Source organism: Mesotoga sp. BH458_6_3_2_1, from assembly GCF_003664995.1.
Classification (GTDB): domain Bacteria; phylum Thermotogota; class Thermotogae; order Petrotogales; family Kosmotogaceae; genus Mesotoga.
Genome location: NZ_JFHL01000015.1, coordinates 40269 through 52928, shown reverse-complemented (window position 1 = coordinate 52928; position 12660 = coordinate 40269). Strand labels below are relative to the sequence as shown.

At 46.6% G+C, this 12660-nt stretch carries 13 protein-coding genes; 5 read left to right on the top strand and 8 right to left on the bottom strand.

What is annotated here, in order from left to right; all coding sequences use genetic code 11:
- Nucleotides 1-96 precede the first annotated feature (96 nt).
- Nucleotides 97-1041 (top strand): pyruvate kinase, encoded by a 945-nt coding sequence (locus tag Y697_RS07990; RefSeq protein WP_121551108.1) that lies wholly within the window; start codon nt 97-99, stop codon nt 1039-1041.
- Entirely contained in the window at nt 1034-3187 is a 2154-nt protein-coding gene (locus Y697_RS07985; RefSeq protein ID WP_121551107.1) for a Tex family protein, read from the top strand. The genes Y697_RS07990 and Y697_RS07985 overlap by 8 nt, the downstream gene beginning before the upstream one ends.
- A 142-nt stretch (nt 3188-3329) precedes the next feature.
- Here Y697_RS07985 and Y697_RS07980 read toward each other — a convergent pair whose 3' ends face one another.
- Nucleotides 3330-3983: a YggS family pyridoxal phosphate-dependent enzyme gene (locus Y697_RS07980; RefSeq protein WP_121551106.1), complete on the bottom strand. Its 654-nt coding sequence runs from the start codon at nt 3981-3983 to the stop codon at nt 3330-3332.
- Nucleotides 3984-4099: 116 nt separating this feature from the next.
- Here Y697_RS07980 and Y697_RS07975 point away from each other — a divergent pair, with 116 nt between their 5' ends.
- The 3 genes from Y697_RS07975 to Y697_RS14680 all read left to right on the top strand — a co-directional run bounded on the left by Y697_RS07975 (nt 4100) and on the right by Y697_RS14680 (nt 6370).
- A complete protein-coding gene (locus Y697_RS07975; protein WP_121551105.1) occupies nt 4100-4894 on the top strand; it encodes a hypothetical protein in 795 nt (264 codons plus the stop codon).
- A 63-nt stretch (nt 4895-4957) separates the two neighbouring features.
- The gene (locus Y697_RS07970; RefSeq protein ID WP_259462385.1) at nt 4958-5587 is read left to right on the top strand and encodes a hypothetical protein; all 630 of its coding nucleotides are present in this window, start codon (nt 4958-4960) and stop codon (nt 5585-5587) included.
- A 12-nt stretch (nt 5588-5599) separates the two neighbouring features.
- On the top strand, nt 5600-6370 hold the full coding sequence (locus tag Y697_RS14680) for a hypothetical protein (protein ID WP_183083759.1): 771 nt from the start codon (nt 5600-5602) through the stop codon (nt 6368-6370).
- Between the two features lie 120 nt (nt 6371-6490).
- Here Y697_RS14680 and Y697_RS07960 read toward each other — a convergent pair whose 3' ends face one another.
- Genes Y697_RS07960 through aroA form a run of 7 tightly spaced genes read right to left on the bottom strand, consistent with a single transcriptional unit; the run spans nt 6491 to nt 12660 of the window.
- Nucleotides 6491-7261: a prephenate dehydrogenase gene (locus Y697_RS07960; RefSeq protein WP_121551103.1), complete on the bottom strand. Its 771-nt coding sequence runs from the start codon at nt 7259-7261 to the stop codon at nt 6491-6493.
- Nucleotides 7258-7617, bottom strand: coding sequence for a chorismate mutase (aroH, locus tag Y697_RS07955; RefSeq protein ID WP_121551102.1), 360 nt, complete (start codon nt 7615-7617; stop codon nt 7258-7260). Before aroH ends, Y697_RS07960 begins: the two co-directional genes overlap by 4 nt.
- Complete coding sequence (gene aroQ, locus Y697_RS07950) at nt 7614-8066, bottom strand: type II 3-dehydroquinate dehydratase (RefSeq protein ID WP_121551101.1); 453 nt, start codon at nt 8064-8066, stop codon at nt 7614-7616. Before aroQ ends, aroH begins: the two co-directional genes overlap by 4 nt.
- Nucleotides 8063-9550, bottom strand: coding sequence for a bifunctional shikimate kinase AroK/3-dehydroquinate synthase AroB (gene aroB, locus Y697_RS07945; protein ID WP_121551100.1), 1488 nt, complete (start codon nt 9548-9550; stop codon nt 8063-8065). Before aroB ends, aroQ begins: the two co-directional genes overlap by 4 nt.
- A complete protein-coding gene (gene aroC, locus Y697_RS07940) occupies nt 9498-10625 on the bottom strand; it encodes a chorismate synthase (RefSeq protein WP_121551099.1) in 1128 nt (375 codons plus the stop codon). Before aroC ends, aroB begins: the two co-directional genes overlap by 53 nt.
- Nucleotides 10622-11404 (bottom strand): shikimate dehydrogenase, encoded by a 783-nt coding sequence (locus Y697_RS07935; RefSeq protein ID WP_121551098.1) that lies wholly within the window; start codon nt 11402-11404, stop codon nt 10622-10624. Before Y697_RS07935 ends, aroC begins: the two co-directional genes overlap by 4 nt.
- Nucleotides 11401-12660, bottom strand: coding sequence for a 3-phosphoshikimate 1-carboxyvinyltransferase (aroA, locus tag Y697_RS07930; protein WP_121551097.1), 1260 nt, complete (start codon nt 12658-12660; stop codon nt 11401-11403). Before aroA ends, Y697_RS07935 begins: the two co-directional genes overlap by 4 nt.

Sequence of the window (12660 nt, the reverse complement as noted above, 5' to 3'; positions counted from 1 at the left end):
GAGCATCATTCGATCAAATTCCACTGAATTCTTCATTCTCAAAACACTAAGTTCTCAAATCGCGTTGCTGATATAATCTCTTTAGAGGTGATCTAGATGGGAGAGTTCTCAATTGTTGCCACAATAAATGACCGGAAACTTCTCAAATCGATCGAAATGTCGGGAGCATCGGCCATACGATTCAATTCTTCTCACGTTTCTCTTGAAGAGCTTCAGAAATTCATCTCTTACTACGAAGATAACTGTACTCTTCCTATGTATATAGATCTACAGGGTGCCAAGCTTCGGCTGTCCAGAAGTCAGCCAATAATGGAAGTGAAGGCTGGGGAACAGGTTGTTCTTGGCTGTCAATCATCTCAGTTGAGAAGCATAGCGGTTGATCCCAGAACCCTTTCATACCTCTCTCCCGGGATGAGAGTGTCAATAGAGGATGGCAGGATTGAACTGCAGGTACTCAAACTCGAGGCGGATTTCGCAAGAGCAATGGTTCTGAGAGGCGGCGTTATCCGACCGGCCAAAGGCATGAATATATCGCCCCATCCGATAAATCAGATTGAACTCTCCTCCAGAGATTCAGACATCGTGCTTGCCACAAAGAAGTACGGCTTCGTAAGATATGCGCTCTCCTTTGTTTCCAGTCCAAGCGAGGTAATCGAATTGAAGGAACTCTCTGGAAGAGAAGTAGCTTCTAAGATCGAAAGAGAGCTTCCGTTCTCCAGAATAGAAGAGATCTCGGCTTCAAGTGACGAAATCTGGTTCTGCAGAGGTGACCTTGGAGCCCAGCTGGGGGCGCGAGGCCTCGTAGATTTCTATACATTCTTCTCGGACAATCTCCGCAAACTCTACAAACCGGTGCTCATGGCTGGTGAGGTTCTTGAACACATGGTTGACCATCCCTTCGCTACCAGGAGTGAGCTTTGTCATCTGAAGGACATTCAAAGGCAGGGATTCGGAGGAGTTGTTCTCTCAAACGAAACGGCTTACGGTTCATTCCCTATAGAGAGCATAAAGACGGTTCTGGAGGTCACATCGGATGAATGAAATTGTTACAGACATTGCTAACTCTCTTGCTCTACCGAGATGGAAAGTTGAAAATGCCGTTGAACTGCTTGAAGAAGGAAAGACTATACCATTCATCGCCAGATACAGAAAGGAAAAGACCGGAGAACTGAACGAGATACAGTTAAGAGAGATCTCCGATGCGCTCGAATACGCCAAGAAGCTTCGCTCCAGAAAAGAAGAAGTCCTGAGAATAATTGAAGAAAAGGGCAAACTCACCGAGGAACTGGAAGCAGCCATCAGTAATGCAAAAAACCTTCAGCTGGTTGAGGACCTTTATCTTCCCTTCAAATCGAAGAAGAAAACCAGAGCAGACAAAGCGAGGGAAAAGGGGTTACAACCGCTGGCAGATTTCCTGAAGACTTCAAGGATTAAGGACGAAACCTTCGTCCTTACGTTTGTCGATGCAGAAAAGGAGATATTTCAGACAGAAGAGGCTCTCGAAGGAGCCAGGGATATTCTCGCCGAAGAGTTTTCTCAGGAGATATCCGTGAGGGAAAGGCTAAGAAATCAACTAAAGGCTAAAGGGGCAATCAAAAGCTCTAATTCCGATAAGCAGGATGAGCGCGAGGTTTACAGGGACTACTACGACTTCTCTCAACCGCTCTCTAGACTGGCCGCTCACCAGATTATGGCTCTTTTCAGGGGCGAACGAGAAGAGATTCTCTCGTTGAAGCTGGAGTTGCCCTTCGATATTCTGCCTTCTCTAAGAGACTCCATAGGTTGGAAAGACTATCTAGCCTACTATGAAGAACTGGTAGAGGCTTCGTCCGATTCTTACTCTAGGTTGCTTATGCCTTCTATTGAACGAGAAGTGAGAAACATCATAAGAGAAGAGGCCGAGGGAAGGGCTATCCATGTTTTCGCCAGAAATCTCAGGGATCTCTTCCTCCAGCCTCCTCTCGGCGAAAAAGTTGTAATGGGTATCGACCCGGGTTACAGGACCGGATGCAAAGTGGCGGTTATCGGAAAGGACGGCTCTCTTCTCTATCATGATGTGATATTTCCGACCCCACCTCAGAGCGACTACATAAACTCTTCGATGAAGGTAGTTCAGGCAATAAATACCTTAGAGGTCGAACTCATATCTATCGGCAACGGTACAGGTTCCAGAGAAACCGAGGTCTTTGTAAGCAGGCTGATAAAGGAGTACAAACTTCCCGTCAAATATATGATTGTAACGGAGTCGGGTGCTTCGGTTTACTCTGCCTCAAAAGTTGCGATTGAGGAGTTCCCGAACGAAGATGTAACAACAAGAGGAGCGATCTCGATTGCGCGGAGGGTTCAGGACCCACTGGCCGAATACGTGAAAATCCCCCCGGAAGCTATTGGAGTCGGCATGTACCAGCACGATGTCAATCAGTCGGAACTGAAGAAGACGCTCGACAGAGAGGTCGAGTCTGTAGTTAATCTAGTGGGTGTCAATCTAAACACTGCATCGGAGCATTTGCTCAAATACATCTCCGGATTAAACTCTAGAGCCGCACTGAACATTGTAAAGCATAGAGCTGAAAACGGAGGGTTCAGGAGCAGAAAGGAACTGCTGAAGGTCTCAGGTTTAGGCCCAAAGGCCTTCGAGCAGGCGGCCGGTTTCTGTAGAATCATCAATGGATCAGAGGCTCTCGATGGGACTTCCGTTCATCCCGAAAGTTATGAGATAGCCAGAGATATCCTCAATAGCGCTGACTTTGACCCAGAGGAGCTGTTCACAAAAAAAGAAGAAGTCCCGGCAAAACTCGACGAGATCGATCTCGACGCTTTTTCTAAGGAGAAGGGATTCAATCCAATAACCGTGAGAGAAGTTGTGGGCATGCTGAAAAAGCCAGGTTTAGACCCCAGGGAGGAACTCGAAAAACCGATCCTTAGAACGGATGTCCTTTCCATGGAAGACCTGTCCACGGGGATGGAACTGGAGGGGACTGTTCGAAACGTCGTAGATTTCGGAGCCTTCGTTGACATAGGAGTCAAGCAGGATGGCCTTATTCACAAGAGCAAAATGGGAAGAAGGGTTAGAGACCCTCTCGAGGTATTGAGCGTAGGTCAGATTGTGAAGGTAAGGGTCCTGGAAGTCGACACGAAGAGAATGAGAATAGGGCTAGAGCTGCTCACAAATGCCAACAGTACTTGATTTTCATAAGCCAAGGACTTTGTGAAGTTCTCTGTTCGACTCTAATCTCTCTAAGGCATTGAACATTTGAATCTCGAAAAAAATCCCGCAAAGGGTTGACCCCGTTTACTCCCAATCGCAAAGGGATCAACTGGCCGAACTACTATTGTCGCTCTCCGAAGATAATTGTTCCCAGTCTAACCATGTTCGAACCCTCTTCGATCGCAACCCTGTAGGAATTGGACATTCCCATCGACAGGTTCTTCATTTCGACTCCTTCGATCTTCGCTTTTGAGATCTCTTCAAAAAGCCTCCTTGTAAGCCTCAGACTAGGCCTAATCTCTTCGGGATCCTCTGTGAAAGGTCCCATAGTCATTAGACCGACCACACCAATATTCTTGAGCGGCGAGATCTCAGTTATCAATTGCAGAACACTTTCCGGAAAGACTCCTGCCTTGTTCTCCTCTCTGCCGCTGTTAACCTCGATCATAACCGGCATCTTCTTACTAAGGTATGAGCATCTCTTGTCTATCTCCTCTGCGAGCTTGAATGAATCTACGGTCTGAATTATGTCGAAAATCTCTACCGCCCTTTTCACTTTGTTTCTCTGTAAGTGCCCGATGCAATGCCATCTAGCTTTGTTACCTATAGCTTCGAACTTCCCTTCAGCCTCCTGGACGTAGTTCTCACCGACATCTCTCAAATCACTTTCCAGAAGCTCTAGAATTTCTGAAGCAGTTCTCGTTTTCGATGCAGCTACAATGGTCACATAATCAGGTATTTCACTTCTCAGCCTTTTCACATTCTCAACAATCATCTTCTGACCCCCTTTTAGTAAATTATATTGCATCGAATTCCATTGTGTTTGAGCAAAGACGAAAATCGTGATATTATTCAAATTGCCGGGGTGAATACTCAGTAGGAGATGATGTTATGAGTAAGGGCATCGCCTTGTTATTGGTTGTATTGATTTCGGCGGCTGCAATCGTTAATCTCGCAACAACAGTTATTACATCGAACAAACTCTTGGAAGAGATTTTGACAGTCCGCACCGACCTTTTCACTCTCAAATCGAGAGTTGCCTCTCTCGATACAGTTGTAACCGATATTCGAAACCGAATCGAGCAATCCGGTGATTTTGTCAAATCGGTTCACTTCACCAGATCTTCGACAACTCTTGAAGAAGTAGCACTCAAGGCCTCAGTTACTCTTTCTGAATTCACTGAAGGAAGTCATTTGCTTCTCAATGTAATCGATGAAGATGCAGAGGTTCGTTCCTATGAGCTCAAATCAGAGAACGGTGTCTTTACTGCCATGATCGAGCTCTTGCCCGACGAAACATATCGCGGTCAGGTCAGAGTTATAGATGGCGACAAAGAGACATTTAGCAACGAATTTGCCATTCCTCAAGATCTTTACAACGTTCAGAGCTATCAGCTGCTTGGACATGCCTGGCTTCTTGAAACGGACAAGATTCACTACTCATTTGATCTTTACACGCAGTATTCCAGAGATGAAGAGCTTAGAATTTCTGAAGCGGCGATAAAGGTTGTTGAAGGAGAGGATACGAGAGAGACTCTCTTTCTACCGTTAGACAATTCGCAGGAATTAGCAAAAACTGTCTATTACGCGGCCGATAGAGACGCATCGCTCACTTTTGTAGCAGAAATATCCTATAGGTTTGGAGAGTCGAAGATTGAAGAGGTGAAGATAAATTACCATTTCTGACAATTAGAGTCAAGACTTTTGTTTGATTATCTTTCCTCCTCGGATACAATCTCAATATAGTAGGTGAGTAGATTGCAAAGACGAGAATGGCTTGAAGAATATAGAGAAAAAGCACTTGAGAAGACGCCTGTCGCCTTCGAAATAGAGAAGGAGAAATTACAGGATTTTATACTTCGAATGGCAGGTTTTCTAGAAGAATCAAATATCATCGCAGACTTTGGTTGTAACTCCTCGGATTTCTGGCCTCTGATGAAAGACATGAATCTAAGAGTTGTGGGTGTTTCCTGCAATAAAGCAGTTAAACAGACAAAGGGTATCCGAATTATGAACATCGGACTCTCCGATTTCAACTTGCTTGGTATATTTGAAGGGTTCGTGGCAGTTGGAATACTTCAGAGACTCCACCCTGAGCTGTGGTCTAGGACCCTTCTGAAAATAATGAGGTCCGTCAAAACTAGCGGTGTAGGACTTATCGTTACCGGAGTCAGCGAAGAAGAAGAGGCAAAGTCCAGACATGACTCTCTCAAGAAAAGTGGTTTCCCAGTGGTGGTGGGTGAGTACATAGATGGCAACGGCAACTATAATTTCAAACCATTGAAGAGCTGGTACGATCAGTGGCTGAAAAATGCTGGTTTCTACATTTTTAGAGAAGAAGTGACGAAAGACTTAGTATACACTCTTGTAAGAAAGTAATCTGGAGTTTGAATGACTACCGAAGAGATGAGCGTCTATTATTTTGACGACCAGTGTCCTTGGAATCAGCTTGCATTGCTGCAGGCTAGAAGTGCGGCTCGTGTTCTTGGGCTTAGACTGATCGAATTCAACCTGGCTGAAGTAGGTTCGGATCTCCCCGTATTCTTTCCTTTTTCGTTAGTTCACAAAAATCACATGATTGCAGGTCCTGTTCCGGCTAATTTTATTGTTGAGATTGTCAAGGGTTTTAGGACGGTAGCTCCGCAAAATGAAACAGCAGATAAACCGTCTGGAAAGTGTGACAATCTCAGGCCTTATTCACGAGAGTCGTTAAAGGATGCGTGTAATGTCTGCACCAATGGTACCGGTAGAGGAACAGAAGAGAAAGTTAACTGGTACAATCGATTTCGGGGGGAAGACAAGATTTTTGGCTTTGTTTCATATTTCAATAAGAGACCCGTTGCCTTCTGCGAAGTGATTCCTTCCTCTTACTCTCCCTATTCTATACCGAAGAACGATCGTACAGCATTCATAACCTGTATATACAGCTCTCCCGATGAGCCACTTGATTTCAGGGGAGAGTTGATTGATGAAGTCATCGCTGAAAGCAAACGACGCAAATATGAGAGAATCGAGGTGTTGTCTGGAGTCAGAAGCCCATTTCCAAACGGGCCAAAACGTTTCTTTGAAAGCAGAGGGTTTTTCTGTGATAAACAGCTCCTGGATTCGGTAATCATGCTCTCAGGAAGTGATGAAATTAGCCTCTTGACAAAAGCTTTGTGATTGTTGTACCTACCCTTCTTCAGGTGTGAAGTGGAATCTTCATCGAGACTACAGTTGTCTTTTATGAACCGTTTTCGTGTTTTCGGTAGTTCGGAGGGTTTGGTTTTCCTCATCCCTTATTCACTGACGAATAGAGATGATTTCCTGCAACTTATCAATGTCTCCCATTTCGATGGCAGTTCTGATACTATGCAAATACCTCTCTGCTTCCTCCAGCGAAGATGCAATATTCGGACCATTAAATCTGGCCATATCTAAAACCATATCCATGTTCTGTCTTCCAAGTCTTGAAGTCGAACCGTAACCCGGTCCAGAGTACTTTTCGAAATCACCGCCCAGTCTCAACAGCGTTCTCGAAAGAAAATAGGCTGTCTGGCTTATTCTGCTTACTATATAATCGTGCCTCTCTGGCGGGAGGTATTCGGGAGAAGATCCCAGTTCAGTTACCACCATCAGCACATGGTCAAGGTCCTCTCCGGTTGCGAACTCTCCCGGAGAAAAAAGGAATATGCGGCCATCGAACATCGATTCGTCCCAGCCGGCCGGACCCTTGTGTACGTTGCCGGCCATGGGATGGCCGCTTATCAATCTTATCTTCCTGAGTCTCGCTATCTCCTGGAAGGGTCTCATTACACTAGCGACATCAAATACCGGCCCGCTAAAATCGGCCGACAGTAGCAGCTTCTCCTCTGAGTTCATGGGGAGTGCTATAACGGTCAGATCCCTCGGCATAAAGACATCCGAAGATACTTCAATGCTTGGATTCTTCTTTCTAAGCATCTCTGTTGTCACAACATTCTCGTCGAAGACCGAGACCTCATGGCCACGCTTCGAAAGCCTCAATGCAATCGATCCCCCGATCGAACCGACTCCTATTATGTGGACCTTCATGCCTTCGAGTCTCCTGCCTGCGCCTTGTCGGGCCGGAGATTTTTAGCTCGTCGTAGATATACGAAATTCTTCGTCTCCGACTCGCAATGGAGAAGCACCCTGATAATCCCACCCGGAGAGTTTTCGAAGGAGGCTTCATAGAGGCACAGAAGTGCAACATCGCTTTGATTGAACACTTTTCTGAAAGCAGTTGCTGGATTGTAGGAAGTTATATCTTTGGTAACAGTAAAAATAACGGAGTGCAGTTCGGTTATCTCATTCCTGCTGAATATCTCCTCCATGAGCTCAATCACTGAGTCTCTTATCTCTTCAGGGCAATCTGCTTCAATAGATGTTGCTCCCCTTATAGCCTTCACTTTGTCGCCTCCCGATCCGTCAGCGATTTAAGATGTGAAACTGCATATTCTATCGCAAGCAAGTATCCCTGCAGTCCAAGTCCTGCGATTGTTCCGCTGCATACCGGAGAGATAACCGACTTGCTTCTGAACTCTTCTCTAGAGAAGATGTTTGAGATGTGGACTTCGATCTTGATCCCTTTGAACAATTCAAGCGCGTCTCTAAGCGAGTAGCTGTAATGGGTGAGTGCGCCGGCATTTATAACGACTGCATCATAGTCGATGTTGTGAATCCTGTCTATAAGCTCTCCTTCGTGATTGGACTGGAACAATTCACTTGAAACCCCGCTTTCCAGGCACTTTCTTTCGATGGCTTCACAGAGTTCACTGTATGTGAAGTTACCATAAAGGCTTTTTTCTCTCATCCCAAGCATATTCAGGTTTGGTCCGTTCAATATTAGTATTTTCATACGACCACGGCCAATAGATCGTCCAGTCTCACCTTTGCAAATTCAAAGGAGCCGGGCTTCCTTACGAGAGGTATCTCTATCTCCATGTTCTCCGAGGTCGTTGCCTTCTTATCATTTCTAAGTAGTCTTAAAGCATCTTCGACAGGTAGCTGCGGAAAATCCAGGCCAATGATTTCCGATAGCGTTTCCGAGACTTCTCTGTACATTTCCTCATCTATAAGACCTAGATTTGCGAAGTAGTGCATCTCTCTTTCCAGACCCCATGCCACGGCCATTCCGTGCGAGACTCCTGTTAATGGCTCGTAGAGATGTCCCAGTGTGTGGCCAAGATTCAGAATTCTTCTCATTCCTGTTTCTCGCGTATCAATCGCTACTATTCTATCCTTCTGCCTTACGGCTTCTTCCAGCATCTCACTCAGGGCTCTCAGATTCCTATTCTTCAGTTCTCTGCAACTGCTCTTGAAATCCTCATACCATCGGCCCGTGATAAGGAATATCTTGAAGGCCTCTACCAGACCTTCTTCAAACCGGCCTTCGTCCATCGAAAGCGTTACTACTGGATCTATGATTGTCTCATAGGGCATATAGAAGTTGCCGACTACATTTTTGCATCCTTTGAAGTTCAGCCCATTTTTTCCGCCTATTGAAGCATCTACTTGAGCTAGAAGAGTCGTCGGATATAGAGTTATAGGAAGACCCCTCTTGAATGTAGAGGAAGCGAATCCAACGAGATCCGTTACAGTTCCTCCGCCTGCACCGACCACCATGTCACTTCTAGAAACTCCCCGTTCCATGAGATATTCATAGATTTGAAAGAGTGTATGAAATCCCTTTGCTTCTTCACCATCATCTATGGAGAGAGCCGAAGAGGGAATCCATTCGGAAAAGATCCTCTGAACCCTTCTTGAGACTACCGTATTCGACATCCTACCTATAGATTTGAACCCACCCGGTGATATTGAGACAGGGTGAGAACTGCTATCAAGCGTCTTTCTTTCACCGGCGGCGATTTTCATAGATATCGCTGCAACGGTCTCCCACTGGGTCTGATTCGAAGTATCGACGGATGGGAACTGCTCATAGAGCTCCCTTCGTTCTTCCCAAATCCTGAAAATGCTTTCCTTCCCTTCCTTCAGTAGCGGGCGGCCCTTCACACTTACCCTTCTGTATAGATCTGCTGGAGGGAGCCTGAGATAGACGGAATTCTCTCCCTTCAATATCTGACGATTCTCATTGTCCAGAATTACACCCCCGCCCGTCGATACGACAATCTCGTCGCTCCGGACGAGCTCTTTCAGAAGGTTCTTCTCCAGTCTTCTGAATTCTCTCTCTCCCTCTTTCTCAAAAATCTCACTTATGCTCATTCCCTTAGCCCTTTCGATCTCCGAATCCATATCTATGAATTTTTTGTCGAGAACCGAAGAGAGGATTCTACCTATCGTGCTCTTCCCCGAACCCATCATCCCAATTAGGAACACTCTCATCCTTCACCCTCCTTTTTATCGAGCAGAAATCGCCATTTCCAAATCTTTCGAGAATCGCCTCAAGCAGCAAGAGCGAGAGCATAGACTCTCCTACGACTGCAGCCGCCGGAACGGCCGTAGTGTCAGAACGAACGTAAGGAGTCTTTGTTTCATTCAAGTCGCTCAAGTCTACGGAAGAGATTCCCCTCCTCAAGGAAGGAATCGGCTTCACGCTTGCCTCAACAACGATTCGTTCGCCGTTTGATATCCCACCCTCGATACCGCCGGCGTTATTCGTCTGCCTGAAAACTATCCCGTCTTTTATGTAGAGCTTATCGTGGTATTCGCCTCCTCGAAGGCTCACATCTGGATTTCCAATGAATATACCCTTAACTGAGGGAATCGCCATGAAGTGTTTCCCGATTCTTGAGTCGAGTCTTTCAAAGAGACTGCCGTATCCTCCGGTCCCCGCCGGTATTCCATCGGCGATTGCAACAAATCTTCCCCCAAGGGTCTCCCCAAGCTCCCTTGCAGTATCGATCTCCTTCAACATCTCTACGTAGGCGATTTCATCGTAACAAAACTCCGAAGATCCACGATCTCTCGAAATCCATTCGCTCCCCAAGGGCCGTTCACAGCTGACCTTTCCGATCTCTATGACTGAACTGCACACGGTAACTCCAAGCTCTTGAAGAATCTGAGACGCGACCGAACCGATAGCCGTAAGTGCTGCAGTCCATCTTGCACTGCTTCGCTCTGCATAAACCGCCAGATCATTCAGTTTGTATCTCGTCCACGCAGCATAATCGGAATGTCCGGGCCTCGGAATGCTTCTCACGCTCTTCTCGGCACTGGAAACCTTATTCTCTATCTCAATCAGAAGAGGGGCACCAGTCGTAAGGTCCTTCCAAAGACCGGACTTCACGTTTGCCCTATCCTCTTCGCCCTTCATCCTTTCTCCCCTGCCATAGCTCTTCTGCCTTCGTCGTAGCTGTCTATCTATCTCTTCGATTGAAAGAGTGACACCAGAAGGCAACTCCTCGATAAGCCCGAAGACGCCGCTGCCATGTGAATCCCCTGCTACGGTAAACTTCATTGCACCACTTCCCAGAACGCCTTTTCGAAGACCTCGCCCGAAGGCAGACCCCAAATTCTGAGATTCTCTAGGGCCTGATGAAGCAGCATATCTCTTCCGTCAAGAACGGTTTCTACTCCGCAGTCATTTGAAAGTTTTATCAAGGGCGTTTTCCAGTAGATCAAGTCGTAAACGAGGCTCATACCGACAAGTTCTTCAGAGGTGATCCCCGTTTCCTCTCCGTTCATTCCAAGAGAGGAAGCGTTGACTATGCTCATACTCCTCGAAGCAACCTCTCTGATTGACTGAAATGGAAAGACAGATATTTCAAACCGCCCCGGTATCTCGAACTCTTCTTTGATCTTTTCCGCCCTGGAAAGCGTTCGGTTTAATAGTTTAACCCTCTTAACACCTGCTTTCCTCAAAAAGAAGATCACTGCCCTCGCGGCGCCTCCTGCTCCAATAACCATTACGGGCTCCGCTATCGATCTCTCGAGCAAAGGCTTGCCGAAACCGATCCAGTCCGTGTTATATCCCCTTCCCTCGAAGACACAATTTATTGCCGATAGCGGAGGTTCAACCTGGCTTACCACGTGGGCGATAATCTTCTCCTTGAATGGAATCGTAACGTTGAACCCATTGAAATTCTGAACTACTGAAGCTATCTTCGCTGCGAATTCTTCTGGAAGGATGTCAACTGCCTCGTAAGTTGCATCGATGCCAATTTTCTCGAAAAACCGCCCGTAAATGGCCGGCGATAAACTGTGGGAAACTGGATGTCCAATTATGCATAACTTCACTGAGAAACCTCCTCGAGTGTTTCGAAGAATCCCGGAAAGGAAACACCAACTGCATTGGAGTTCGTTAATTCCACTCCTTCACTGCTTAGCAGTCCGGCTATCGAGAAAAGCATTGCAATTCTGTGATCACCATATGAGTCGACCTTTCCTCCAGTAATTCTTTGAGGGCCTTCCACGCTAAAGCCATCTTCATGTTCAAGGATCTCTACGCCAATTCTTCTGAAGTTCTGAACGGTAACGGCTATCCTGTCCGACTCTTTTTTTCTCAACTCCGCGGCACCTCTTACAGTCGTTGTGCCTTCCGCGAAAACTCCTGCGAGCGCAATCAGCGGAAGCTCATCAATCATTGAAGGAATCAAATCACTTCCGACCTCCACTCCTATAAGACGGGAAGATCTGGCCACGATTGTGCCCACCGGTTCTGGCAAGCTCTCTTTAACCTCCATCTCGATGTCTGCACCCATTTTCATGAGAAGCCTTATGAATCCTGTCCTGCCTTGATTAAGTCCGACATTTCGAATTGTCACCTTGCCGTTTTCATGAAGAACCGCCAGAGCTATCGGGAAGGCGGCCGATGAAATGTCCCCGGGAATCGAAAACCGGACCGGTAGAAGCTCGCTCTTTTCTACCTCAACTCTCTTCTCACTCAAAGTAATTCTGGCACCCATTGATCGGAGCAACCTCTCTGTGTGATCCCTGCTGCACCGTGGCTCAATAACGGCCGTAGTACCTTCCGCTTGAATTCCCGCCAACAGAATCGCACTCTTTACCTGAGCGCTAGCAACTGAGAGAGAATGCTCAAATCCCCTCAGCTCTCCTCCAGAAATACACATTGGAAGAAGTGAATCCTGGCGTGCTAAAATACCTGCCCCCATCTCCCTCAACGGGGTAACGACTCTCTTCATCGGCCTGCCTGACAGAGAATCATCTCCAAAAAGAACGTGAAAACCTCTCTTTCCCGAAAGGACTCCGGCCATCAGTCTGGCTGTTGTCCCGGAATTCCCACAGTCAAGCGGCCTGGGCGATTCTGTCCACGACGCAGAAGATATTTCCATTCTGTCGAAACCGCCTCTGAAATCCCCTCCAAGTTCGCCGATCATTCTAAAGGTTCTCAAAGTATCTTCACTTTCAAGTAGGTTATGGACTACACTAACGCCACTACTCATAGAGCACATCATCAAAGCCCTGTGAGAAATCGATTTATCCGGAGGTACAATAATTTTTCCGACAACTTTCTTTGAAGGCAGTAATCTCAT

Coding starts and splice junctions, on each gene's coding strand:
- Y697_RS07980 (WP_121551106.1), bottom strand. CDS start 3,983: ATGATTGTTGAGAATGTGAAAAGGCTGAGAAGTGAAATACCTGATTAT.
- aroQ (WP_121551101.1), bottom strand. CDS start 8,066: ATGAAAATACTAATATTGAACGGACCAAACCTGAATATGCTTGGGATG.
- Y697_RS14680 (WP_183083759.1), top strand. CDS start 5,600: ATGACTACCGAAGAGATGAGCGTCTATTATTTTGACGACCAGTGTCCT.
- Y697_RS07975 (WP_121551105.1), top strand. CDS start 4,100: ATGAGTAAGGGCATCGCCTTGTTATTGGTTGTATTGATTTCGGCGGCT.
- aroB (WP_121551100.1), bottom strand. CDS start 9,550: ATGAGAGTGTTCCTAATTGGGATGATGGGTTCGGGGAAGAGCACGATA.
- aroC (WP_121551099.1), bottom strand. CDS start 10,625: ATGAAGTTTACCGTAGCAGGGGATTCACATGGCAGCGGCGTCTTCGGG.
- Y697_RS07960 (WP_121551103.1), bottom strand. CDS start 7,261: ATGAAGGTCCACATAATAGGAGTCGGTTCGATCGGGGGATCGATTGCA.
- Y697_RS07985 (WP_121551107.1), top strand. CDS start 1,034: ATGAATGAAATTGTTACAGACATTGCTAACTCTCTTGCTCTACCGAGA.
- Y697_RS07990 (WP_121551108.1), top strand. CDS start 97: ATGGGAGAGTTCTCAATTGTTGCCACAATAAATGACCGGAAACTTCTC.
- aroA (WP_121551097.1), bottom strand. CDS start 12,660: ATGAGATTACTGCCTTCAAAGAAAGTTGTCGGAAAAATTATTGTACCT.